A 21887-nucleotide genomic window follows, 5' to 3' on the forward strand; every position below is an offset into this window, starting at 1 on the left:
CGGGCCCAGAACCTTTGCCCCTGTTGTGTTGCCTGCCCTCCTAAGTACCTACCTGCCAGCCCAAGCGCGCCAACTTATTAGCGCTTCAAACTGGCTGCTTTGTTCCAGTCGGGTTCTTCGTTCGGTCAATGGTGATCGACGTTACTGGAACGTTTTAACGTTGCACGGTTCTTATCCGTGTCATTTGCAGGAACACCCAATAATGTCTACTCAAATCCATGCACAGGATGCCATCCGCACCCTAACCAACGCTTTTGCACCAATGAACTGCCTGATCATGGCCGCTCGCAAAGGCTGCTTCAGTTTCACCCTGGTCAACGAACACGGCATCGCCCGCCACAGCGAACGCCTGTACCCCGATCAGTACTCCAGCGCCGAACCGCTGCAGGCTGTGATCGATCGGACCCGTCAGGCACTCGTTGCCTGAGCCGCCGACAAGGCTGAGACACCCAAGGCCCCGCCCATGAAGCGGGGCTTTTTATTACCTGAAATTTCATAACGCCTGGATATGGCTTAAGCACCAACCGATATAACGGTTAAAACGGGGTGCCGGAAATATTTTAAAAACAGGCCTTTACGTAGCGAATATGACACTACACTTCAACTCAAGCGGCCTTGTCCGCTTCCGGCGAGCCTGATTCGATTCACTGCTGCCAACACGTCCTTCAGGCTTCGCCGTCCATTTAATGGTTTCGAGGGTTTTATGGGTATCGCTGCCAGCGAACTGTGCCGCTATGTGATCCGTCCGACCTTGATCTATCTGGGACGCCATAGCGCTACTGCCGAATCCCTGCTGCTAGGCATCGCCGCCAGTCAGTCAGCCCTTGGTTCCGCTCTGCATGATCGCCGTGGACACGGCCTGTACCGAATTGCCGAACCCCGCCACCAGGCACTCTGGGACCACTACCTGGCGCTCGACCCCGAGCGCGCCAGCCTGGTCCGAGGGCTCGCCAGCCAGCATGCGTTTCTCAGTGGCCCACACCTGGAATTGACCGTTAACCTGCGTTACGCCACAGCCATCGCCTGGTTGCTGGTGGAAGAACAGAACACCCCGCTCCCCGAAGCAGACGACCTGCTGGGAATGGCCCGAATCTGGCGCCAGACCTTCCAGCCCCAAGGACGCCTGAGAGACTTCACCTGCGCCTGGCAAACCTGTGTATCACCGCTGAATCAGGTTGCCTGCTAATCACCTCTGGATCCAAAGATCGCACAATACGTCGCGAATCTGGTTGGATTGTCCTACAAAACCGCTCTAACTCAAGCGATACAGCCTATGGCGCTGGGACGAAAATGTTGGTAATTTCCGCCCCGGTGATCACCAGGAGTTCTAATAATGAAAAAAGTAATGCTCAAAACCACCATTAGCCTCGCCGTTGCCATGGCATCCACCCAGATTTTCGCAAGTGGCTTTGCCCTCAACGAACAAAGCATCAGCGGGATGGGGACAGGTTTTGCCGGGCGATCTTCTTCTGCCGACGACGCATCCACTGTTTTTGGCAACCCTGCCGGCATGTCGCGCATCAAGCGCGAACAAGTGACTGGCGGTGTTGCATTCATCGACGCACACACTGACATCAGTGACGCGAGCTCCAGCCCTAACCGCGGTACCAACAAAGGCGACATGGTCCCTTTCATGGGCGTCCCTATGGGCTACTACGTCAAGCCAATCGATGACCAATGGGCTTTCGGTCTCGGCGTCTATGCGCCGTTTGGCCTGGTAACCGATTATGAAAACAACTTTGCTGGCCGTTATTTCGGCACCAAGAGCGAAGTTAAAATCGTCACCGTCCAGCCTACCGTCAGCTACGCCTTCAACGACAAGGTGTCGATCGGTTTCGGTCCGACCATCAACCGCATCGACGGCACCCTGGAATCGAACATCTCGCTGAACCCCCGCGCGGCAGACGGCAATGTCAAGATCGAGGGTGATGACACCGCTATCGGCTACAACATCGGTGTCATGGTTCAAGCCCTCGAAAGCACTCGCCTTGGCCTGACTTACCACTCGAAAGTCAAGTACAAGCTCGACGGCAGCACCAAGGTTGACTACGCCGTACTGGGTCCTCTGGCTCACCAGAAGTTCGACGCTTCGCTGGATATCACCACGCCTGAGTCGGTCGACTTCTCGGTCACTCACCAGCTGGACGACCAGTGGACCCTTTACGTAGGCAGCACCTGGACTCGCTGGAGCCGCCTGAAAGAAATCTCCGTCGAGAACAGCGGAGTTCCGGCTCCCCTGAACCCTGTGTTCGGCACCGTCACTGAAGAGCAGAACTGGCACGACACCTGGGCCCACGCCATCGGTGCTTCCTACCAGTTGAACAAGCAGTGGGTACTGCGTACCGGTCTGTCTGTTGACCAGGCGCCGACCAACAACGAAAACCGCTCCCCACGCATCCCGACTGGCGATCGCACGGTTTTCAGCCTGGGCGCTGGCTGGAGCCCGACCGAGGACCTGACCATCGACGTCGCTTACTCGTACCTGAAGGAAGAGTCGGTCAACGTCAACAATCGACGCACCACGACCCCCGTTCCGCAGACCTACAGCTCAAAGTATGAAAACAGTGCAAACGGTTTCGGTATCGGTGCGACCTACCGCTTCTGATGATTGCCGGCGAGCCTGAACCAATCGCCGACTGAATCAAAAAAGCCCCGCTCTCTTCACAGAGGCGGGGCTTTTTAGTGAGTGTCGATCAGGGCTTCGATGCCAAAGGCGGTGAGGCAAGGGCCTTTTCCACCGCCGCGATGAAATCAGGATCATCGGGCCTGGTCAAACTGGAGAAATTGGCAATCACCTTGCCTTGGCGATCGACCACATATTTGTAGAAGTTCCACTTCGGCGCGCTGCTCTGCTTGGCGAGGACCTTGAACAGGTTTGTTGCATCGTCGCCACGGACTTTCTGCGGTTCGGTCATGGTGAAGGTCACACCGTAGTTCACGTAGCAGACTTTGGCCGTCTCGGCACCATCCCTGGACTCCTGCTTGAAGTCATTGGACGGCACGCCGATCACCTCCAGCCCTTGACCCTTGAAGCGCTGATTGAGCGCCTCAAGGCTTTTGAACTGAGGGGCGAATCCACAGAAACTCGCGGTATTGACCACCACCAGCGGCTTGCCGGCAAAGCGCTGGCACAAGTCGATGGATTCATTGGCGCGCAGCTTGGGCAATGAGCCTTGTAGCAGCGCCGGGCATTCCGCCGCTTGAGTCAATCCGGTAAACGCTACCAGTAATGCAGGAACTGCAAGCCAGCGCATCAGCATGTCGGTGCTTCCTTGAGTGATGGTCTGCAATTGAAGTTACTCGCCCCCACATCCTGCTTCAAGCATCGCTCTAGCAAACACCCATGCCCAACTGCATCAACGCCAAGCCACCTTGATGCCAGCCCCACCACGCTACAGCGAGGAGCATGGCGCAGACGGCGAAAATAGCGATACGAGACCGGAGACTGTTCATGTCGCGCTCATTTGCGTTTGCAGGCGTGCTACCGGCCGCTCACGCACCGGCCAGTTCAATGCCGCAGCCATCAGGCTCAGGAGAATCGCTACCTGCCAGATCAAGTCATAGCTCCCGGTTCGGTCATACACCACCCCGCCCAACCATCCACCCAGGAAGGAGCCGAGCTGGTGAAACAGGAAAACAATCCCACCGAGCATGGACAGATTTCGTACACCGAACAAGGTCGCGACCGTACCGTTGGTCAACGGCACCGTCGACAACCACAGGAACCCCATGGCCATGCCGAACAGATACGCCGACGTCGTCGTCACCGGTGCCCACAGGAACAGAGCGATCACCAATGCCCGCAGCAGGTATAAACCGGTGAGCAAGCGCGGCTTGGACATGCGCCCGCCGAGCCAGCCGGCGGTGTATGTTCCGAAGATATTGAACAAACCGATCAGGGCCAGCACTGTCGTGCCGACCGTTGCGGGTAGGTGCTGATCCACCAGATACGCCGGCAGATGCACGCCGATGAACACCACCTGAAATCCGCAGACGAAAAAGCCGAACGCCAGCAACCAGAACCCTGAGTGGGAACAGGCTTCGCGCAATGCTTCAGACAGGGTTTGTTCGTGGCCGAGCACCGGCAATGGCTTGTCTTTGAGCATGCTCACCAGCGGCACGATCAGCGCCACCAACAGCCCAAGCGCGAGCAATGCCGCGGACCAGCCGAGCCAGCCGATCAACCCAAGCGTGCCGGGCAACATGGCGAACTGGCCAAACGAACCTGCTGCACTGGCAATGCCCATTCCCATGCTGCGTTTTTCCGGTGGCACCGCTCGGCCGACAACGCCCAGAATCACCGAAAAGGACGTACCGGACAGGCCGATCCCGATCAGCAGGCCGGCACTCAGGGACAAGGTCACCGCCGAGTCGGACAAACCCATGCACACCAACCCCACGGCATACAACACGCCACCGATCAGCACCACTTTCGCCGCGCCGAAGCGATCAGCCAGCGCGCCGGTAAACGGCTGAGCCAGCCCCCAGATCAGGTTCTGCAGGGCAATGGCGAAGGCAAACACCTCACGTCCCCAGCCGAACTCGGCACTCATCGGCGCCAGGAACAGTCCGAAGCCGTGTCGCACCCCAAGAGACAGCGCAAGGATCAGCGCACTCCCCAACAAAACCCAGCCGCACGTACGCCACATCGATGTCATTCTTGTTCTCCTGGCACGGGTATATACCCGCTTAAGGTCGGAAAAACCGGCATCAAGCCAGTTCGTCCAACAACTTCAATAACGTTTCATGCTTTTCGGCTCCCAGGCGTTCAAGCAATCGCTGCTGCACTGCTTCCCAGGCTGGCAAGGCTGCTATCAATCGTTCGGCACCGGCTTCGGTCAGCCGCACGATGCGATTGCGCATGTCTTCGCCCTCAACCAGCATCACCAGCCCGTCACCCTCCAGCACACGCAGATTGCGCCCCAGGGTACTGCGATCCAGGCCCATGGCTTCGGCCAGGGTGGAAATACTCGGTTGATCCAGGCGCTGCAAATTGCATAGCAAAGAATACTGGGCAACGTTGATCCCGAAGCCATCGAGAGCGCCGTCGTAATGCCTGCTGACGCCACGGGCGGCGCGACGCAGGTTGATACATAAACATTGGGAGTCGAGCATGGTGCGTGTATATACCCGCGGTTGTGTTAAATCAAGCGACATGATGTGGGAAGTTCAGATAATCGCCAAGCCCACGAGGACTGCCACCTCCAGCAACTCCAGCAACGCGCCGGCCGTATCGCCGGTCGTCCCGCCCAGGCGCCGCATCATTGCCCGGCGCAACCAGACTCCGATCGCCGCCGCCAGGATCAACGCCACGACACCACTGACGCCAGCTATCAGCACGCAAGCCACGGCACTGACAATCAACACCTGCTTGCCCGCCACGCGCGGAAGATGGTCGGCCAGCGCCTGCCCCAAACCACCGGCACGCACGTAAGGCGTGGTCAGAAACAGCCCCAGCAGCGCACTGCGGCCGATCAAGGGAACGATGATGAGGACGACTGCATGCTGCTGCTCGATCAACGCCAGCAATGCAGCGAATTTCAGCAGCAACACCAACACAAGCGTGACCACCGCAATCGGTCCGCTGCGCGGATCTTTCATGATGGTGAGTGTGCGCTCGCGATCACCAAACCCACCGAGCCACGCATCGGCGCTGTCGGCCAGGCCGTCCAAATGCAATGCGCCGCTGAGCAACACCCAGACTGTCAGCAACAGTGCGCCATGCAGCAGCAGCGGCGTACCCAGCAACAGCCAGTTCAACGCCCATAAGATGACGCCGAACAACAACCCCACCAGCGGATAAAACAGCAAAGAGCGCCCCAGCTCCTGTGGCGTCGGCATGCCCGGCAAGCGAACCGGCAGGCTGCTCAGGAATTGCAGGGCGATCCAGAATGGCAACATGGTCAGGTCATTTCCCCTAACAAGCCGTCGGATTCGACCGTCAGCGAAAACAGCGCCCCATGCCCGACCTCGACATTGAGCAGTTGCTCACGAGGCAAACCCCGGGCCTGAGCCAATAACAACCGCATGACGCCGCCATGGCTGATCAGTAACACGCGCTCACCGGCGTACTCGGCATGCAAGCGCGCCACCGCGGCGAGCACCCGAGTGGAAAAGTCCGCAACCGGTTCGCCTTGGGGCGGCGTAAACGAATAGGGATCAGCCCAGAACAAGCCCAAGGCTTGCTCATCGGTTTTCATCAGCGCCGCGGCGCTCTGCCCTTCCCAGGCACCGAAGTGCAGTTCTTGCAGATCTTTTTCCAGTTCGACCGGCAAGCCCAATTGCGCACCCAGCTCTTGTGCGAATCGTGAGCAACGCTGTAACGGCGAACTGACCAACCGATCCCAAGGCCCCTGCTCAACCACCGCCGAGCGCATCTGCTCCCAGCCCTTCTCGGTCAGGGCATCGTCGAGGCTGCCACGCAAGCCGCCACCGAGTTCGGTTTCACCATGGCGCAACAGGTCCAGGCGCAAGGTCATGCCGGACGATCCGCCACTGCGGCCTCGGCGAACGTCGCCATTTGTCCGTGCAGGTCACAAGCCAGACGCAGCAACGGCACGGCCAGCGCGGCACCGCTGCCCTCACCCAGGCGCAGGCCAAGATCGAGCAGCGGTTCGGCGCTCAGGGTTTCCAGGACATGACGATGCCCAGGTTCCGCACCACGATGACCGAACAGCAGCCATTGACGGCAATCCGGGTTCAATCGCGTAGCAACCAACGCCGCGACGCTGCAAATAAACCCGTCCACCAGCACCGCGACGCCTTCCTGGGCACAAGCCAGATAGGCTCCGACCAACGCCGCAATTTCAAAGCCGCCGAGGTTGAACAGGGTTTGCAACACATCGCTGCGCTGAGCACCATGCAAAGCCAGCGCCCGCTCGATCACCTGAGCTTTATGGCTGACACCTGCTGCATTCAACCCAGTGCCCGGCCCAGCCAAATGCACCACCGGGCAATCCAATAAGGCGCAGGCCAAAGCGCTGGCCGCAGTGGTATTGCCAATGCCCATCTCGCCGCCGATAAACAGCTGCGCACCCGCCGCAATAGCCCGTAATACGCTGTCACGACCGGCTTGCAAGGCGAGTTCACCTTGGACCACGGTCATCGCCGCACCTTGCACAAAATTCGCGGTGCCGGGGCCGAGATTCAGGTGACGCACACCCGGCAGATTCAGCGATGGCGTGACAGTACCCAGGTCGACCACTTCCAGGGATGCCCCCAACTGTCGCGCCAACACGCTGATCGCCGCGCCACCGCTGACGAAGTTGAGCAGCATTTGCCCAGTCACTTCCTGGGGAAATGCCGACACCCCTTCGGCAACCACGCCATGGTCACCAGCAAAAATCGCGATCCACACCTGATCCAGGCTCGGCTTGACCTGCCCTTGCAGACCGGCCAGTTGCACGGCCACCGACTCGAGTTGACCGAGGGAACCGGCCGGTTTGGTCAACTGCTGCTGCCGGGCTTGCGCCTGTTCGACCACTTGGGCATCGATCGGTTTGCACGGGTTCAGCCACCAGGATGGGGTCATAACGCAGTTCCTTTCAAAGTCAGGGGCAGGCCGGCGACGGTCAGGACGACTCGCTGACAACGCTCGGCCAAAGCTTGATGCAGCCAACCGGCTTCATCGACGTAGCGGCGAGTCAATTCGCCCAGCGGCACGACACCCATTCCGGTCTCGTTGCTGACAAAGATGATTTCCCCTGGCAACGAGGCCAGGCAATCGAGTAAGGCATCACGTTCGGCACCCATGCGCTCGGCATCGTCGAGCATCAGCAGATTGGTCAGCCACAGCGTCAGGCAATCCACCAGCAGGCAATGCTCGACGCTGGCGGTTTCACGCAGGACGCGGGCCAGTTCCAGCGGCTCTTCGATCAGCCCCCATTCCACCGGGCGACGGGCCCGGTGATGGGCGACCCGATCGTTCATTTCGCCGTCCAAAGGTTGACTGGTGGCGATGTAGGTCACGGCCAGGCCGCTGTCGGACGCGAGTTTCTCGGCCAAGCGACTCTTGCCGGAGCGGGCGCCGCCGAGGATCAGTTGGAGCATGGGGATATCCTGATAAATATGCAGTGAGGCGACCGGCCCCTTCGCGGGCAAGCCCGCTCCCACAGGGTTGTGAGCTTTGTACAAAATCCATGGCCAAACAAGAATCACTGTGGGAGCGAGCCTGCTCGCGATGAGGACGGTACTGCCACCTCAAAACCCACAGAGCTCCCGCAATAGCCCGGTATCCAGATGCTTCTCCACCAGGTCCGCCAGCCGCTCGATATCGCGCTCGCGCAACCCGTGGTAATCGACGTCCTGCACATCCTGCAATCCCGCCCAGCGCAACAGCGCACTGCACGCTGCAGGCGACTCGAACAGGCCATGCAGGTAGGTGCCAAACACTTGCCCGTCAACACTCTGCGCGCCATCACAACGACCGTCGTCGAGATGCACCGCGGCATTTTCCAGGCCGGGCCCGGTGGTCACGCCAGCATGAATCTCATACCCGACGACTTCGGCATCTTCCAGCGCCAGACGCCCGCGCACATTGCGCAGTTGTTTGTCCTGTTCAAGCTGCGTTTCAAACGCCAGCAGCCCCAAACCGGCGCTGGAGCCCGGAGCGCCTTCCAGGCCCAGCGGATCGTGCACCTGTTTACCAAGCATCTGTAGACCACCGCAGATGCCCAGCACTTTCCCGCCGTAGCGCAAATGCCTGGAGATCGCCGTGTCCCAACCATTGGCCCGCAGATACGCGAGATCGCTGCGCACGCTTTTCGAACCCGGAAGAATGATCAGGTCGGCCGCGGGAATCGCCTGACCGGGGCCAATGAACTGCAGGTCGACTTGCGGGTGCAGGCGCAGCGGATCGAAATCGGTGTGGTTACTGATGCGCGGCAGCACCGGCACCAGCACTTTCAGAACCTGCTCGGCCTTGTCTGTCTGGCGCTGGTCGATGCCATCCTCGGCCTCCAGGTGCAGGTCCATCACGTACGGCAACACCCCAATCACCGGTTTGCCTGTGCGCTGTTCCAACCAGTCGAGCCCTGGTTGCAACAAGGCGATGTCGCCGCGAAAACGATTGATGATGAAGCCTTTGACCCGCGCCTGTTCGCTGGGCGACAGCAGCTCCAGTGTGCCCACCAAATGCGCAAATACACCGCCTCGGTTGATGTCGGCGATCAACACCACCGGGCAATCCACGGCTTCGGCGAAACCCATGTTGGCGATGTCGCCGGCACGCAGATTGATCTCGGCCGGCGAACCCGCGCCTTCGACCATCACTACGGGATAGGCCGCGCTCAATCGTTCGTGGGAGGCCAGCACCGCTTGCATGGCGATGGCTTTATAGTCGTGATAGGCCACGGCATTCATCGTCGTGACCGCACGGCCATGGATGATCACCTGGGCACCGGTGTCGCTGTTCGGCTTGAGCAGCACCGGGTTCATGTCGGTGTGGGGTTCAAGAAAAGCCGCCTGGGCCTGCACCGCTTGAGCGCGACCAATCTCGCCACCGTCGGCGGTCACCGCACTGTTGAGCGCCATGTTCTGTGGCTTAAACGGCACCACACCCACACCCTGGCGCGTGACCCACCGGCAAAGTGCCGTCACCAGCGTGCTTTTACCGGCATCGGATGTGGTGCCTTGCACCATCAACGTGGTCATGGGTTTTCCTTGGTGAAGGCTTCAAAGGCTGCCTCAAGACGCACCCAATCGGCTTCATCTCCCGGCAAGCCAAAACGCAGGCTGCTGTTGTGCTTGAACAAACGCAGCAAAATGCCGCGTCGGGCCATGAACTCACGGAGCACTTCGGCGCGATCGGTGATCAGCCACTGGAACAGCGCGCAGCCACCCTGTGGCTTGAAGCCATGCCGATCCAGCAATGAGGCGAGGCGCTCGCTGGCCTCATCGGCGCGAATCCGTTGTCGCGAGTGCCCTTCGATATCGCGCAGGCACGCCTGGCCCACCACTCGGGACGGGCCACTGACAGCCCACGGCCCCACTTGCTCGGCGAGCAACTTGAGCAACTTGCGCTCGGCCAGGACAAACCCAAGACGCACGCCAGCCAGACCGAAAAACTTGCCGAACGAACGCAACACAATCAAGCCAACCTGATGGGCAAACGGCGCCACACTCAGGTGCGGCGTGTTGTCCATGAAGGCTTCATCCACCACCAGCCAGCCACCGCGCTGCGCCAACCGCCCGTGCCAGTCCAGCAGCCGGGCCGGCGTCAGGGTCAGACCGGTGGGATTATTCGGATTGACCACCACCAGCACGTCGAGGTTGTCGACAAAAAAGTCGACTTCATGCTCCAGCACTTCACGCACGATATAACCATTGCGGCGCCAGGCTTCGGCATGCTCGGCATAGCAAGGCGACAGCACACCAACCTTGCCGGCCCGGCGCAATCGCGGCAATAGCTGGATGGCCATCTGCGAGCCAGCCACCGGTAATGCCTGCAGGGTGCCGTAGTAATCACAAGCGGCTTGCTCCAAGCCATCTTCGGCTTCCGGCAGTCGCGCCCAAGCCCGCTGCGGGATATCCGGAACAGGAAACGGCCACGGCGCCAGGCCCGTGGACAGGTCAAGCCAATCGGCTTCCTCGATGCCGTATTCGAGCGCCGCCTTGCGCAACCGTCCACCGTGCTCAAGCATAGAATTCAGCCCCCACGCAGAGAATCAGCAACCATAACCATACCCCGCGCTGAACCAATTGCCAGCCACGGTCGATGGAGTCAGCGTCCGCCGGCGCACCTTCGCCCAGTTGCGCACGCTCATGCAGTTCACCGTGATAAATCGCCGGCCCACCCAATTCGACGCCCAACGCACCTGCGCCCGCCGCCATCACGGGACCAGCATTGGGGCTGTCCCAAGCCGGGCCTTGTGTGCGCCAGCATTTGAAGGCCAGTCGGGTTTTGCCCAGCAGCGCGTAGGTCAACGCCACCAGACGCGCAGGAATGTAATTGAGTACATCGTCGATCCTGGCCGCTGCCCAGCCGAAACGTTCGAAACGTTCGTTGCGATAGCCCCACATCGCATCCAGCGTATTGCTCAAACGGTAGAGCACCACGCCAGGCGCACCGGCCACGGCGAACCAGAACAGTGCGGCGAACACCGCGTCGCTGCCGTTTTCCAGCACCGATTCGGTGGCGGCACGGGCGACTGCGGTTTCGTCCAGCTCACTGGTTTGACGGCTGACCAGGTAACCCACGCGCTGGCGTGCCTGTTCAAGATCATTGCTGCGCAAAGCTTTGGCCACAGGCTCGACATGCTCACCGAGGCTGCGCATGCCGAGGGCGCAATAGAGCGCGAGAATCTCGACGATCCAACCAACATAGGGCGCCCAGGACAATGCCGTGGCCAACAAGGTCAGCGGCAGCACCGTGATGACCCATGCGGTGACGCCATGGCTGCGCCACCCGCGCCCGCCAACGTTGAAACGTTGCTCGATGCGCTCGGCAAACCGGCCGAACGCCACCAGCGGATGCCAGCGCTTGGGTTCGCCCAGCAGCGCATCCAGCGCCACGGCGGCGACACTCAACAACGCCACACTCATTGATTCACTCCCCAATAATTCTCATACAACAATTCGCTCAGCGGACGCGCCTGCGCCCAGCCTTCGAGCACCAGCATCGGCGCCGGATAAAATGCCTTGACCGGCCCCAGGCACAGAATCGCCAGCGGTTTGGCGCCTGGCGGCAATCCCAGCAGATCCGCGAGTGCCTGCGGCTCGAACAGCGAGACCCAACCCATGCCCAAGCCTTCAGCCCGGGACGCCAGCCAAAGGTTCTGGATCGCACAGGACAGCGACGCCATGTCCATTTCCGGCAAGGTACGACGACCGAAGATATGCCGTTCGCGGTCATCCATCAGTGCCGCCACCAACACCTCGGCGCAGTCATTGATGCCTTCGACCTTAAGCTGCATGAATTCGTCGGTGCGCTCGCCGAGGGCTTCGGCGGTGCGGATGCGCTCTTCTTCCACCAGGTCGCGAATCTTGGCCCGCAGGTCACGACTGCTGATCCGAATGAAACGCCAGGGCTGCATCAGGCCAACGCTAGGTGCTTGATGCGCGGCTTCGAGCAAGCGCCGAAGCAAGTCAGGCTCGACGGTGCCGCCGCTGAAGTGACGCATGTCGCGGCGTTCGGCTATGGCTCGATAGACAGCAGCGCGTTCGTCTTCGGAAAATGGGGTGTCAGTCATGGCCTCTTCGCGGGCGAGCCCGCTCCCACAGGGTTTGTGTGATCCAGAGTGGGAGCGGGCTTGCTCGCGAAAGCGGACCCAAGGCTCGGCGCAAACAGCGCGGCGATCGCAGACGGATTGGACGGAAAATAAAAATGCACATAAGAGGCCGTCATCCGCCCCTCGCGATAAACCGCCTCCGCCCCTCGCCCGCCATTAGGGCTCAAGCCACGGGCAATTGGCTCCAGTTCGGTGGTCGTCAACGAGTGGTGATAGGTGTGCCCGCGTAGCGAACCCTCCGGCAGCTCGACCGCTTGCAAGGCCAATGCGGCGAGGCGCTTTTGCATTACTGCGTCACCGCTCAGCAGACCCACCAGCTCTGCACGTGTCCCTTCGACATCGGTCAACGAATCGAGCAAATAAAGCATGCCGCCACATTCAGCCAGTAACGGCTTACCCTCAGCGTGATGCACGCGGATGGCGTTGAGCATCGAGGTGTTTTGCGACAGGGCCACATGATGCAGCTCCGGATAACCACCGGGAAGATACACGCTGTCCGCCTCTGGCAAACCGGCATCGCGGATCGGCGAGAAAAACCGCAACTCGGCGCCCATCGCCCGCAGCAGATCCAGGCTCGCGCCATAGGTAAAGGCGAACGCTTCATCCCGCGCCACGGCGATGCACACACCTGCCAACAGCGGCTCGACAGCAATCACATCCGGGGCAGCGAATTCCACTGCCGGCGGCAGCGCTACTTCGCAACTGCTGGCCAAGGCATCGGCCGCCGCATCGAGGCGCACATCGAGATCATTCAACTCGCTGGCCTGCACCAATCCCAGGTGCCGGCTCGGCAATTCGATCCCGGTTTCCCGGGACAAGGCGCCATACCAGCGCAAACCTTCGGTCAGGCTGCCTTCGAGTAACTGTGCGTGACGCAACGTACCCACGCGATTGGCCAGGACACCGGCAAACGGCAGGTCCGGCTGATAACGCGCCAGCCCCAACGCCAGCGCACCAAAAGTTTGGGCCATAGCCGTTCCGTCGATCACACCGAGCACCGGCACGCCAAAGTGCCGTGCCAGATCGGCGCTGGACGGCGTGCCGTCGAACAGACCCATGACGCCTTCGATCAAAATCAGATCGGCTTCGGCGGCCGCTTCCCACAACAGTCGACGACTTTCCTGCTCGCCGACCATCCACATGTCCAGCTGATACACCGGCGCGCCACTGGCACGCTCGAGAATCATCGGGTCGAGAAAATCCGGACCACATTTGAACACGCGCACCTTACGCCCCTGATTACGATGCAATCGGGCCAGTGCGGCAGTGACGGTGGTCTTGCCCTGGCCGGAGGCCGGCGCGGCAATCAGTACCGCCGGGCATTGACGAGGTTGATTCACAGCTCGACGCCTTTTTGCGCCTTGATACCGGCCTGGAAGGCGTGCTTGATCATGCCCATTTCCGTAACCGTATCGGCCAGTTCGATCATCTCGGGCTTGGCGCCGCGACCGGTGACCACAACGTGCTGCATGGGCGGACGCGCCTGCAAATCGCTGAGTACCTGGTCAAGATCGAGGTAGCCGTGCTTGAGGGCGATGTTCAGCTCGTCCAGCACTACCAAGCCAATGGAAGGGTCACGCAACAGCTCCTGCGACACGGCCCAGGCGGCTTCAGCGGCGGCGATGTCACGCTGACGATCCTGGGTTTCCCAGGTGAAGCCCTCGCCCATCACGTGAAAGCGCACCTGCTCCGGGAAACGCCGGAAGAACAACTCTTCACCCGTGCTGTTACGCCCCTTGATGAACTGCACCACGCCGCATTGCATACCGTGGCCCATGGCGCGAGCGAGCATGCCGAATGCCGAGCTGCTCTTGCCCTTGCCATTACCGGTCAGTACCAGCAACAGCCCGCATTCGTTCGGGGAATTGGCGATGCGTTCATCGATCACGGCTTTTTTGCGCAGCATGCGCGCCAGATGACGTTCGTCACGATCAGGAGTATCAGTCATGGGGGAGCTCTCCGTTGAGGCAGAAATAACGGCGGGCAGGCACAAGAATAGATGGCAAGAAGCCTGGCATCGCCCACCGTGATGCCGTTTGGATGGATCAGGCCGGTCTCCGGGCTCATGAGCGGCGTTCGCCTGACTGCGCGCCTTCCCGTGTCTTTTGACACAGTGGCTCAAGGCGCAGCCTTTCACTCGATTTACCGTTGCGGGGGCAGCGTCGGGATTGCGCGGCTTCGCATTGAAGCACTCACTCACCGACTTCCCTGTTTCACTCTGTCGACCCAAGCCACAGAGCACCTGAAACAAGCCGCGAAGGTTAGAGGGTTGGGGGTGGAGCGTCAATTGAAGACAGGCTGTGCATGCGAATAACTGCCGCAGCGCAATAATCTGGCAACGATCTTGTGCCCGGTTGACCGGTTGAACCATCGTGCGCTCGCGCTTCTCTACTGATCAGGTCACTGCATTTATAGGGAAGATCAGTATGCGCCATTCCCAGCTCGTCCTCGTCATTGCCCTCGCCGCAGGACTTACCGCCTGCGGTGAAACCTCCAGCCTGCAAGTTTCCGACGGCACCGGACCGGCGCCCAGGCTGCCGGAACCGAACAAGACCCTGTTTCCAACGATGAATATCGCCCCCGCCATCGGCTGGCAGAATGGCGCAAAACCCGTCGCGGCCAGCGGCACCCAGGTCGCCGCATTCGCCGACGGCCTCGATCATCCGCGCTGGCTGTATGTCCTGCCCAATGGCGATGTACTGGTCGCAGAAACCAACGCGCCACCCAAACCCGATGACAATAAAGGCATCAAGGGCTGGATCACCAGGAAAGTCATGGGGCGCGCCGGGGCGAGCGTGCCAAGCCCGAACCGCATCACCCTGCTACGGGACACGGATCACGACGGTGTCGCCGAAACCCGCACGGTGTTTCTGGAAAACCTCAATTCGCCCTTCGGCATGACCCTGGTGGGCAATGACCTGTATGTCGCCGACACCGACCGGCTGCTGCGCTTCCATTATGAAAACGGCGACACGGCGATCAAGTCGCAGCCCATTAAAGTCATCGACCTGCCGGGCGGCACACTGAACCACCACTGGACCAAAAACGTCATCGCCAGCAAGGACGGCAGCAAGCTCTACGTCACGGTGGGCTCCAACAGCAATGTCGGTGAAAACGGCCTCGATAAAGAAGAAGGACGCGCGGCGATCTGGGAAGTGGATCGCGCCACCGGCAATCACCGAATTTTTGCCTCTGGCCTGCGCAATCCCAACGGCATGGCGTGGGAGCCGCAAAGCGGTGCGCTGTGGACGGCGGTCAATGAGCGGGATGAAATCGGCAGCGACCTGGTCCCGGACTACATCACCTCGGTCAAGGACGGCGCATTCTACGGCTGGCCGTTCAGCTACTACGGCCAGCACGTCGACGTGCGCGTCGAACCGCAAAACGCGGAGCTGGTGGCCAAGGCGATAGCGCCAGACTACGCGGTCGGCCCGCACACCGCGTCATTGGGCCTGACGTTTGCCGAAGGAAATAAACTGCCAACACAGTTCAAGGAAGGGGCTTTTGTCGGCCAGCACGGCTCATGGAATCGCAAGCCTCACAGCGGCTACAAAGTGATATTCGTACCTTTCAGCGCCGGCAAACCGACCGGAAACCCGGTTGATGTGCTCACCGGCTTTCTCAACGACAAGGAAGAAGCCATGGGGCGGCCGGTGGGCGTGGTGATTGACCGGCAGGGTGACTTGCTGGTGGCCGATGATGTGGGGAACAAGGTGTGGCGGGTGTCTGCGGTTAAATAAACCGCAAAAAGATCGCAGCCTTCGACAGCGCCTACAGGGAATCGCCGTATAACCTGGAGCTGCCGAAGGCTGCGATCTTTACAACAGGCACTTACCTCTTACGGCAGAGCGTGAGTCCATCCCCCAACGGCAACAACGACAGATCCACCCGCACATCATCCTTCAACGCTCGATTGAGCGCCTGGATGGCGCGGGTGTCTGCGCTTTCGGGATTGTCCTCCAGCACACGACCGCTCCACAGCGTATTGTCGAACACCGCCAGCCCGCCATTGCGCAGCAGACGCAGCGCATGCTCCAGGTAGGTCGGATAGTTGGCCTTGTCGGCGTCAATGAAAACCAGATCGAACGAGTCCGGCTGATCGATCTTGCTCAAGGTCTGCAGCGCGGGCGCCAGGCGCAGATCAATGCGATCGGCCAGCCCTGCCTCCTGCCAGTAACGTCGCGCCGTGGCGTTGTAATCGCCGGGCATGTCGCAGCAGATCAACAAACCGTCATCCGGCAATACTGATGCCATGCACAGGGCGCTGTAACCGGTGAAGGTGCCGACTTCCAGCACTCGCCGTGCACCGATGAGATTTACCAGCAAGGCCAAAAACTGCCCTTGCTCCGGCGCCACTTGCCAACGCGCCATCGGCAGCGCCTGGGTTTCGTCGCGCAAGCGCTTGAGCAGTGGCGTCTCGCGCAGGGACACATCGAGCAAGTATTGATACAGGGAATCGTCAAGATTGAGCGTGCGAGCGGTCATGACAACAACCTCTGGCTACTACGGATTGCGCGCCAAGTGCTCCGGCTGCAGGACGCGCTTGGCGCTCAGATAGGCCTTCTGCCAATACGTCTTGGACAGGCTGTCGAGTTTCACTGTCCCACCCGTGGCTGGCGCATGGACGAAGCGCCCTTCGCCGACGTAAATCCCGGCATGGCTGACCTGTGACCCACCATTGGTAGCGAAGAAAATCAGATCGCCCGTCTGCAGGCCTTCCTTGCCGACATTCGCCGCCTGCATGGAGATCATTTCCCGCGTGGTGCGCGGCAAGGAAATGCCGGTGACATCACGATACACATAGCCGATCAAGCCACTGCAATCGAACCCGGAATCCGGCGTATTGCCGCCCCAGCGATAAGGCGTGCCCACCAGACCCAGCGCGCGAAACAGCACGTCTTCCGCTTCAGGGGAAAACGCTTGGGAGGGACCGAAAACGATAGGCGCGCGAACCACCGGCGCAGGTGGCGGTGTACGGCTGGCGCAAGCGCTGAGCAGCGCTGCGAGGAACATGATTGCGAGGCGGGCCGACGTCGTCATTAGCAGAACATCCTGATCTGGCTGCGGCTGATTTCTGCAGGGAGCGCAGAAAAGAAAACCGCCTGCGTTCGACGCAGGCGGTTTGCCATCATTCATGGATCAGAATTTTAGCGGTTATCAGGCAAACTTCAAGTAAGACTTTAAGTTCACCCTACATATTGTCCGCTTACTTGCGTGCCGTAACGATTGGGCTCGCATTTGGCGCCATGGCGAGTGCACGCTTGGCTTCGATGAATGTCTTGCTCCAGTAGCTGTCGCCTAGGCTATCGATGCGAACACCGCCGCTGCGGCGGCTGCTGGAGTGGATGAACTGGTTGTCACCCAGGTAGATCCCGGCGTGACTGACACGACCGCGACGACCATTGGTCGCGAAGAACAGCAGGTCACCTGGCTCCAGCTTGCTGCGGGAAACCAGTGGTGCGTCCACATTGATCATTTCGCGGGTGGAGCGCGGCAGGTTCATGCCGGCTTCTTCACGGAACAGATAACCGATGAAACCACTGCAGTCGAAGCCGGCTTCAGAGGTACCGCCAAAACGGTAACGGGTACCGATCAGCGACATGCCGCGTTCGAGGATGCTGTCAGCCAGAACTGGAAGCTGATAAGACTTGCCATCGGCGAAGGCAGCCAGTTCTTTTTCGGTAGCCAGTTCGTCCTGGTAAAGAGAGTCTTGATAACGGACGGAAGACTGGGCGGTAACAGAGTTTTGTGCCTGTTGTTGCGTTTGCTGGGACACTGGAGTGTGAGCAGCGCAACCGAACAACAGGGTAACGAGTGCGAGGGGCACGAGGGGTGCGAAGCGCTTTAGCATGGGCACGACCGTGGCTGATGAGTGGTAAAGAAGCCGAGACTATGCCCGCTATCAATCTCATTTGCAAATTCAATCGAACTTTTTGTGACTTATTGGTTTCTCGCCGACATCTAAGCGCTTAAGCCTATTTTGAATGTCCACGCGGCCTGCCACCTGCAGGAAAGCGTATTTTCTGGCGCCTTAAATATGCCAAAGAACGCTCAAAGCCTTGGATTCAGTGGGTTTGACTACCAACCCAGCGTCTCTTTCAGGAAAGGAATGGTCAGCTTGCGTTGAGCCTGGAGAGAGGCTTGATCGAGCTGCTCAAGCAACTCGAACAGTGCGCTCATGCTGCGGGTACCGCGAGTCAGAATAAAATGTCCGACTTCGTCAGTCAGGTGCAGGCCGCGACGAGATGCGCGCAGTTGCAGGGCACGCAATTTGTCTTCGTCGGAGAGCGGGCGCATCTGGAAGATCAGCGCCAGGGTCAGACGGGACTTGAGGTCCGCAAGCTTCACCGGCAACTCACGGGGCGACGTCGATGCCGCAATCAGCAGTCGACGACCACTGTCGCGCAGACGATTGAACAGGTGGAACAGCGCTTCTTCCCAATCAGCCTTGCCGGCCACTGCTTGCAGGTCATCCAGGCAGACCAGCTCATACTGTTCAAGGTTGTCGAGAATTTCGATACCACGATCCATCAACTCAGCCAGCGGCAAATACACCGCCGGTTCACCCATCTGCTCGAATCGCAGGCATGCGGCCTGCAACAGATGCGTGCGCCCTACCCCGTGCTTGCCCCAGAGATAAATCAGGCTCTCGGTCCAGCCGGCGTCGGCTTCGCACAGCCGCTCGACATAGCCGAGTGCAGCGGCATTGGCGCCTGGGTAATAGTTGATAAAGGTGGCGTCGTCACGCAGACGCACACCTAGGGGCAGCTGAATCGGTTTCATGCTGACTGAACAGTTCCAAAGGAACCGTAAGTGGCCTCTGTGTAAAGTTTGCGAAGTTTATACCCGTGAAGCCGACCGCACAATGCGACAGACCACAAGCAAAATCAAAGGTTTGCGTTGACGCTCTGGTTTTGTGACAGTTTCTTTGGCGTTGCAGGCAACAATCCAATGACGGTTGCGCAGCAACCCAAAGCGCACTCCGGGTTGCCCGCCCGACTCATTTAAGCTCAGGTTCGTCAGAACCACTGTAAATATCCGAATCCTTGTACAAATCATGTACATGGCGCACCAGCACCATGATCACGGCCGCCACCGGCAGCGCCAGCAAAATGCCGGTAAATCCAAACAGCTCACCACCGGCCAGAATCGCGAAGATCACCGCCACCGGGTGCAAACCGATTCGATCCCCGACCAGCAGCGGCGTCAGCACCATGCCTTCCAGCGCCTGGCCAACCATGAACACCGCGACGATGCCAATCATGGGATACAGATCGCCACCGAACTGGAACAGCCCGGCAATCAACGCCGCGCCAATACCGATCACAAAGCCCATGTACGGCACGATCGCCGCCAGACCGGCAATCAGCCCGATCAACAGTCCCAACTCCAGACCGACCAGCATCAGGCCTGCGGCGTAAATGGCGCCCAACGCCACCATCACCAGCAACTGCCCCCGCACGAACGCCCCCAGCACTTCATGACATTCGCCGGCCAGGGACACTACGCGCTCTTCACGATCACGGGGCAACAGGCTGCGGATTTTGGCCATCATCAGATCCCAATCGCGCAGCAAGTAGAAACTCACCACCGGGATCAACACCAGGTTCGCCAGCCAGCCAATCAGCGCCAGGCCGGAAGCCGTCGCCTGGCTGAGCACCACGCCGACAACGTCGGTGGTCTGCCCCATGTGCTCACTGATGGCAGCCTTGAGTTTGTCGAACTTCCAGAAACCATCCGACAGACCAAACTTCGATTGCGCCCATGGCAGGGCGGTGTGCTGCAACCAGTCGAGCATCTGTGGCGCCAGCTCGTATAAACGAAAAAGCTGCCTGGCGAGCATTGGCACCAGCACCACCAGCAACGCGGTAAAGATCATCGTGAACAGCGCAAATACCGCCACGACGCCCCACGTGCGGGAAAGCCCGGCTTTCTCCAACCGGTCGACCAGCGGATCAAACAGATAAGCCAACAGCAACGCCACCAGGAACGGCGTCAGAATCGGATGCAACAGCCAGACAAATGCGCAGAGCAGTGCTACTCCACCCAACCAGAACCAACGCCGAGAATCGGCCATGAACCACTCCATTGCTTCTATATAAGAAAGAAAAATCTACCAGCGGAAACGCAACTGCGGTGTCGGCGCCGGGGCTGGTGGTGCGGCAGGTATCGAGCCGTCGGCCGCAGGCTGAGCTGGCGACACGGGAACAGGTGCCGGCGTCGCTGCAACCTCCTGCAATTTCGCCAGTGACAATTGCGCGCGCAGTTGATCGGTACTGCCATTGACCCGATAGAGAATCCGGTCGCCATCAACACTTTGCGGGTGCCCGGCAAACGGCTCGAGCAAACGCCCTAGCGCTGCATAGCGCTCAAGATTCATGCCCTGCACTTCCAGCAGCTGCGAGGTCGAAACCCCGGGCTTGGCCACATACCGCGGCGCCAGTCGCTCATTGACCGCCAGCATCACTGCGTCCGCGAGGGCCGCCTGATCAGCGCCCTGTACACTGCCCGCCTCTTTCTGATCGCCCAGCCACAGGCGCCATTTGGCTTGCCACTGCCCGCCTTCTTCCTGGGCATGCACCGCGAGCAAGGCGTCGGCGTTGTAGCGTTCCGATGCACCACGCAGCGGTGCCGGGTCAGTACCTTCAAGATTTGGCGCGGTGGCGACGATCTGCTCGTTCAGGTCCGCCAGTGGCAGACGCAGCGGCAATCCACGGTGCTGCGCCGCCCGACGCAACGGTGCGGCGCTGGCCTGGCCATCACCGACGAGACTCGACCCCTCGGTGGAATCGTTCAACCACCAACCGAGAATCGATGGCCGGTTGGCGCCCCACATGGCCAGCCCGGCTTTGCGCAACGCCTGCTGAGTGGATGCCGGATCGAAATCGACTTTCAGCACTTCCGGTGGCCCAGCGTCGAAACCGAATTGGCTGATGATCTGCTGCGGTTCTTTGCGAATCGCCTCCAGGCCTGGATTTTGAGCAGCCTTGGGGTCGCCTGTCAGTCGCAACACCAGGGTGTCAAGGGCACGCTGAATAGCTTGATCGCGCTCTTGCGGCGCCTGGCTGCTTACCGGCTCACGCACCTGATAAAGACCTTTGACGGTTTCGGCATGACTGACCAGACTGACCAACGACAGACAGCCCACAAACATGAATTTACAAAAACGCATGGAAGATTCCTGACGACAAGAGCGGCTGGAACAGACCGCATGAAGACAATCGAGCAACTCTGTGACCATTGCTCGACGCAAAACATTCACGCGACCCGGGTAAGTTTTCGCACTGCCATAAAGATAGACGGTTAATGGCGATACCTTGCGCAGGTCAGCAGGATGCCATCAACTCAAAAGAAATTCGGTTTTTTTAGGTGGATATGCCCCTGCCGTCGGCCTGAGGATGGCCGCTGCCCTCCAAGCCTGATAAAATCGCGCGCCTTCGCAGACCGGCAACAGCCTGGCACCTTCGAGATTCGCGTGAGGCAATCGCCCTCGTCGATTTCGGTGGCCCCGCTGAACTCGGTCGTTACCCAGAAATCCCCCCTAAAGGCCTGGATCATGAGCAAGCAACCCTCCCTGAGCTACAAGGACGCCGGTGTAGACATCGACGCCGGTGAAGCATTGGTCGAACGCATCAAGAGCGTCGCCAAGCGCACTGCGCG

Annotated in this window: 24 protein-coding genes, 1 pseudogene and 1 riboswitch; of the genes and pseudogenes, 5 read left to right on the forward strand and 20 right to left on the reverse strand. The window is 59.9% G+C overall.

What is annotated here, in order from left to right:
- Positions 1–202 precede the first annotated feature (202 nt).
- The 3 genes from ACRESJ_RS21995 (at position 203) to ACRESJ_RS22005 (ending at position 2605) form a co-directional block, all read left to right on the forward strand.
- Positions 203–427, forward strand: a complete 225-nt coding sequence (locus ACRESJ_RS21995) for a hypothetical protein (RefSeq protein WP_431759796.1) — start codon at positions 203–205, stop codon at positions 425–427.
- Between the two features lie 276 nt (positions 428–703).
- Positions 704–1186, forward strand: a complete 483-nt coding sequence (locus ACRESJ_RS22000) for a hypothetical protein (RefSeq protein ID WP_046819412.1) — start codon at positions 704–706, stop codon at positions 1184–1186.
- 147 nt (positions 1187–1333) lie between these two features.
- A complete protein-coding gene (locus ACRESJ_RS22005; protein ID WP_431759797.1) occupies positions 1334–2605 on the forward strand; it encodes an OmpP1/FadL family transporter in 1272 nt (423 codons plus the stop codon).
- 88 nt (positions 2606–2693) lie between these two features.
- On the opposite strand, the gene ACRESJ_RS22010 is transcribed toward ACRESJ_RS22005, so the two are convergent.
- From ACRESJ_RS22010 to cobO, 14 genes are all read right to left on the reverse strand, one after another.
- Positions 2694–3260 (reverse strand): glutathione peroxidase, encoded by a 567-nt coding sequence (locus ACRESJ_RS22010; RefSeq protein ID WP_431759798.1) that lies wholly within the window; start codon positions 3258–3260, stop codon positions 2694–2696.
- Positions 3261–3330: 70 nt separating this feature from the next.
- Complete coding sequence (locus ACRESJ_RS22015; protein ID WP_431759799.1) at positions 3331–3453, reverse strand: hypothetical protein; 123 nt, start codon at positions 3451–3453, stop codon at positions 3331–3333.
- On the reverse strand, positions 3450–4658 hold the full coding sequence (locus tag ACRESJ_RS22020; protein ID WP_431759800.1) for an MFS transporter: 1209 nt from the start codon (positions 4656–4658) through the stop codon (positions 3450–3452). Before ACRESJ_RS22020 ends, ACRESJ_RS22015 begins: the two co-directional genes overlap by 4 nt.
- Before the next feature lie 52 nt (positions 4659–4710).
- A complete protein-coding gene (locus ACRESJ_RS22025) occupies positions 4711–5115 on the reverse strand; it encodes a MarR family winged helix-turn-helix transcriptional regulator (protein ID WP_431759801.1) in 405 nt (134 codons plus the stop codon).
- A gap of 54 nt (positions 5116–5169) precedes the next feature.
- Positions 5170–5901, reverse strand: a complete 732-nt coding sequence (locus ACRESJ_RS22030) for an adenosylcobinamide-GDP ribazoletransferase (protein ID WP_431759802.1) — start codon at positions 5899–5901, stop codon at positions 5170–5172.
- A gap of 2 nt (positions 5902–5903) precedes the next feature.
- Complete coding sequence (gene cobC / locus ACRESJ_RS22035; protein ID WP_431759803.1) at positions 5904–6479, reverse strand: alpha-ribazole phosphatase family protein; 576 nt, start codon at positions 6477–6479, stop codon at positions 5904–5906.
- The gene (gene cobT, locus ACRESJ_RS22040) at positions 6476–7531 is read right to left on the reverse strand and encodes a nicotinate-nucleotide--dimethylbenzimidazole phosphoribosyltransferase (protein WP_431759804.1); all 1056 of its coding nucleotides are present in this window, start codon (positions 7529–7531) and stop codon (positions 6476–6478) included. Before cobT ends, cobC begins: the two co-directional genes overlap by 4 nt.
- Positions 7528–8049 (reverse strand): bifunctional adenosylcobinamide kinase/adenosylcobinamide-phosphate guanylyltransferase, encoded by a 522-nt coding sequence (gene cobU, locus ACRESJ_RS22045; RefSeq protein WP_431759805.1) that lies wholly within the window; start codon positions 8047–8049, stop codon positions 7528–7530. Before cobU ends, cobT begins: the two co-directional genes overlap by 4 nt.
- 150 nt (positions 8050–8199) lie before the next feature.
- Positions 8200–9651 (reverse strand): cobyric acid synthase, encoded by a 1452-nt coding sequence (locus ACRESJ_RS22050; protein ID WP_431759806.1) that lies wholly within the window; start codon positions 9649–9651, stop codon positions 8200–8202.
- Positions 9648–10640, reverse strand: coding sequence for a threonine-phosphate decarboxylase CobD (cobD, locus tag ACRESJ_RS22055; RefSeq protein WP_431759807.1), 993 nt, complete (start codon positions 10638–10640; stop codon positions 9648–9650). Before cobD ends, ACRESJ_RS22050 begins: the two co-directional genes overlap by 4 nt.
- On the reverse strand, positions 10633–11541 hold the full coding sequence (cbiB, locus tag ACRESJ_RS22060; protein WP_431759808.1) for an adenosylcobinamide-phosphate synthase CbiB: 909 nt from the start codon (positions 11539–11541) through the stop codon (positions 10633–10635). Before cbiB ends, cobD begins: the two co-directional genes overlap by 8 nt.
- Positions 11538–12188 (reverse strand): 5,6-dimethylbenzimidazole synthase, encoded by a 651-nt coding sequence (bluB, locus tag ACRESJ_RS22065; RefSeq protein WP_431759809.1) that lies wholly within the window; start codon positions 12186–12188, stop codon positions 11538–11540. The genes cbiB and bluB overlap by 4 nt, the downstream gene beginning before the upstream one ends.
- The gene (locus ACRESJ_RS22070; RefSeq protein ID WP_431759810.1) at positions 12185–13567 is read right to left on the reverse strand and encodes a cobyrinate a,c-diamide synthase; all 1383 of its coding nucleotides are present in this window, start codon (positions 13565–13567) and stop codon (positions 12185–12187) included. The genes bluB and ACRESJ_RS22070 overlap by 4 nt, the downstream gene beginning before the upstream one ends.
- Positions 13564–14175, reverse strand: coding sequence for a cob(I)yrinic acid a,c-diamide adenosyltransferase (gene cobO, locus ACRESJ_RS22075; protein WP_419709115.1), 612 nt, complete (start codon positions 14173–14175; stop codon positions 13564–13566). Before cobO ends, ACRESJ_RS22070 begins: the two co-directional genes overlap by 4 nt.
- An 83-nt stretch (positions 14176–14258) precedes the next feature.
- A riboswitch (cobalamin riboswitch) is annotated at positions 14259–14488 on the reverse strand.
- A 165-nt stretch (positions 14489–14653) separates the two neighbouring features.
- Between cobO and ACRESJ_RS22080 the strand changes: the two genes are divergently transcribed.
- On the forward strand, positions 14654–15967 hold the full coding sequence (locus ACRESJ_RS22080; protein ID WP_431759811.1) for a PQQ-dependent sugar dehydrogenase: 1314 nt from the start codon (positions 14654–14656) through the stop codon (positions 15965–15967).
- A gap of 91 nt (positions 15968–16058) precedes the next feature.
- Here the strand turns inward: ACRESJ_RS22080 and ACRESJ_RS22085 are convergent, their stop codons facing one another.
- From ACRESJ_RS22085 to ACRESJ_RS22110, 6 genes are all read right to left on the reverse strand, one after another.
- Positions 16059–16712 (reverse strand): O-methyltransferase, encoded by a 654-nt coding sequence (locus ACRESJ_RS22085; RefSeq protein WP_431759812.1) that lies wholly within the window; start codon positions 16710–16712, stop codon positions 16059–16061.
- Positions 16713–16730: 18 nt separating this feature from the next.
- Positions 16731–17267: a C40 family peptidase gene (locus ACRESJ_RS22090; RefSeq protein WP_431759813.1), complete on the reverse strand. Its 537-nt coding sequence runs from the start codon at positions 17265–17267 to the stop codon at positions 16731–16733.
- 166 nt (positions 17268–17433) lie between these two features.
- On the reverse strand, positions 17434–18078 hold the full coding sequence (locus ACRESJ_RS22095; protein WP_431759814.1) for a C40 family peptidase: 645 nt from the start codon (positions 18076–18078) through the stop codon (positions 17434–17436).
- A gap of 227 nt (positions 18079–18305) precedes the next feature.
- Entirely contained in the window at positions 18306–19010 is a 705-nt protein-coding gene (gene hda, locus ACRESJ_RS22100; protein WP_008063324.1) for a DnaA regulatory inactivator Hda, read from the reverse strand.
- A 217-nt stretch (positions 19011–19227) separates the two neighbouring features.
- A complete protein-coding gene (locus ACRESJ_RS22105; RefSeq protein ID WP_431759815.1) occupies positions 19228–20304 on the reverse strand; it encodes an AI-2E family transporter in 1077 nt (358 codons plus the stop codon).
- 36 nt (positions 20305–20340) lie between these two features.
- The gene (locus ACRESJ_RS22110; RefSeq protein WP_431759816.1) at positions 20341–21399 is read right to left on the reverse strand and encodes a DUF2066 domain-containing protein; all 1059 of its coding nucleotides are present in this window, start codon (positions 21397–21399) and stop codon (positions 20341–20343) included.
- Between the two features lie 384 nt (positions 21400–21783).
- Between ACRESJ_RS22110 and ACRESJ_RS22115 the strand changes: the two are divergent.
- A pseudogene (locus ACRESJ_RS22115) lies at positions 21784–21887 on the forward strand (phosphoribosylformylglycinamidine cyclo-ligase); the annotation flags it as partial.

The organism is Pseudomonas sp., from assembly GCF_050739655.1.
Taxonomy (GTDB): domain Bacteria; phylum Pseudomonadota; class Gammaproteobacteria; order Pseudomonadales; family Pseudomonadaceae; genus Aquipseudomonas.

What these genes read in the sequence shown, in the direction of transcription:
- cobC (WP_431759803.1), bottom strand. Translation starts at nt 6,479, where the DNA reads ATGACCTTGCGCCTGGACCTGTTGCGCCATGGTGAAACCGAACTCGGT.
- cbiB (WP_431759808.1), bottom strand. Translation starts at nt 11,541, where the DNA reads ATGAGTGTGGCGTTGTTGAGTGTCGCCGCCGTGGCGCTGGATGCGCTG.
- cobU (WP_431759805.1), bottom strand. Translation starts at nt 8,049, where the DNA reads ATGCTCCAACTGATCCTCGGCGGCGCCCGCTCCGGCAAGAGTCGCTTG.
- ACRESJ_RS22085 (WP_431759812.1), bottom strand. Translation starts at nt 16,712, where the DNA reads ATGACCGCTCGCACGCTCAATCTTGACGATTCCCTGTATCAATACTTG.
- ACRESJ_RS22015 (WP_431759799.1), bottom strand. Translation starts at nt 3,453, where the DNA reads ATGAACAGTCTCCGGTCTCGTATCGCTATTTTCGCCGTCTGCGCCATG.
- ACRESJ_RS22020 (WP_431759800.1), bottom strand. Translation starts at nt 4,658, where the DNA reads ATGACATCGATGTGGCGTACGTGCGGCTGGGTTTTGTTGGGGAGTGCG.
- cobD (WP_431759807.1), bottom strand. Translation starts at nt 10,640, where the DNA reads ATGCTTGAGCACGGTGGACGGTTGCGCAAGGCGGCGCTCGAATACGGC.
- cobT (WP_431759804.1), bottom strand. Translation starts at nt 7,531, where the DNA reads ATGACCCCATCCTGGTGGCTGAACCCGTGCAAACCGATCGATGCCCAA.
- cobO (WP_419709115.1), bottom strand. Translation starts at nt 14,175, where the DNA reads ATGACTGATACTCCTGATCGTGACGAACGTCATCTGGCGCGCATGCTG.
- ACRESJ_RS22005 (WP_431759797.1), top strand. Translation starts at nt 1,334, where the DNA reads ATGAAAAAAGTAATGCTCAAAACCACCATTAGCCTCGCCGTTGCCATG.
- ACRESJ_RS22025 (WP_431759801.1), bottom strand. Translation starts at nt 5,115, where the DNA reads ATGCTCGACTCCCAATGTTTATGTATCAACCTGCGTCGCGCCGCCCGT.
- ACRESJ_RS21995 (WP_431759796.1), top strand. Translation starts at nt 203, where the DNA reads ATGTCTACTCAAATCCATGCACAGGATGCCATCCGCACCCTAACCAAC.
- ACRESJ_RS22050 (WP_431759806.1), bottom strand. Translation starts at nt 9,651, where the DNA reads ATGACCACGTTGATGGTGCAAGGCACCACATCCGATGCCGGTAAAAGC.
- ACRESJ_RS22000 (WP_046819412.1), top strand. Translation starts at nt 704, where the DNA reads ATGGGTATCGCTGCCAGCGAACTGTGCCGCTATGTGATCCGTCCGACC.
- hda (WP_008063324.1), bottom strand. Translation starts at nt 19,010, where the DNA reads ATGAAACCGATTCAGCTGCCCCTAGGTGTGCGTCTGCGTGACGACGCC.
- bluB (WP_431759809.1), bottom strand. Translation starts at nt 12,188, where the DNA reads ATGACTGACACCCCATTTTCCGAAGACGAACGCGCTGCTGTCTATCGA.
- ACRESJ_RS22030 (WP_431759802.1), bottom strand. Translation starts at nt 5,901, where the DNA reads ATGTTGCCATTCTGGATCGCCCTGCAATTCCTGAGCAGCCTGCCGGTT.
- ACRESJ_RS22105 (WP_431759815.1), bottom strand. Translation starts at nt 20,304, where the DNA reads ATGGCCGATTCTCGGCGTTGGTTCTGGTTGGGTGGAGTAGCACTGCTC.
- ACRESJ_RS22095 (WP_431759814.1), bottom strand. Translation starts at nt 18,078, where the DNA reads ATGCTAAAGCGCTTCGCACCCCTCGTGCCCCTCGCACTCGTTACCCTG.
- ACRESJ_RS22090 (WP_431759813.1), bottom strand. Translation starts at nt 17,267, where the DNA reads ATGACGACGTCGGCCCGCCTCGCAATCATGTTCCTCGCAGCGCTGCTC.
- ACRESJ_RS22010 (WP_431759798.1), bottom strand. Translation starts at nt 3,260, where the DNA reads ATGCTGATGCGCTGGCTTGCAGTTCCTGCATTACTGGTAGCGTTTACC.
- ACRESJ_RS22110 (WP_431759816.1), bottom strand. Translation starts at nt 21,399, where the DNA reads ATGCGTTTTTGTAAATTCATGTTTGTGGGCTGTCTGTCGTTGGTCAGT.
- ACRESJ_RS22080 (WP_431759811.1), top strand. Translation starts at nt 14,654, where the DNA reads ATGCGCCATTCCCAGCTCGTCCTCGTCATTGCCCTCGCCGCAGGACTT.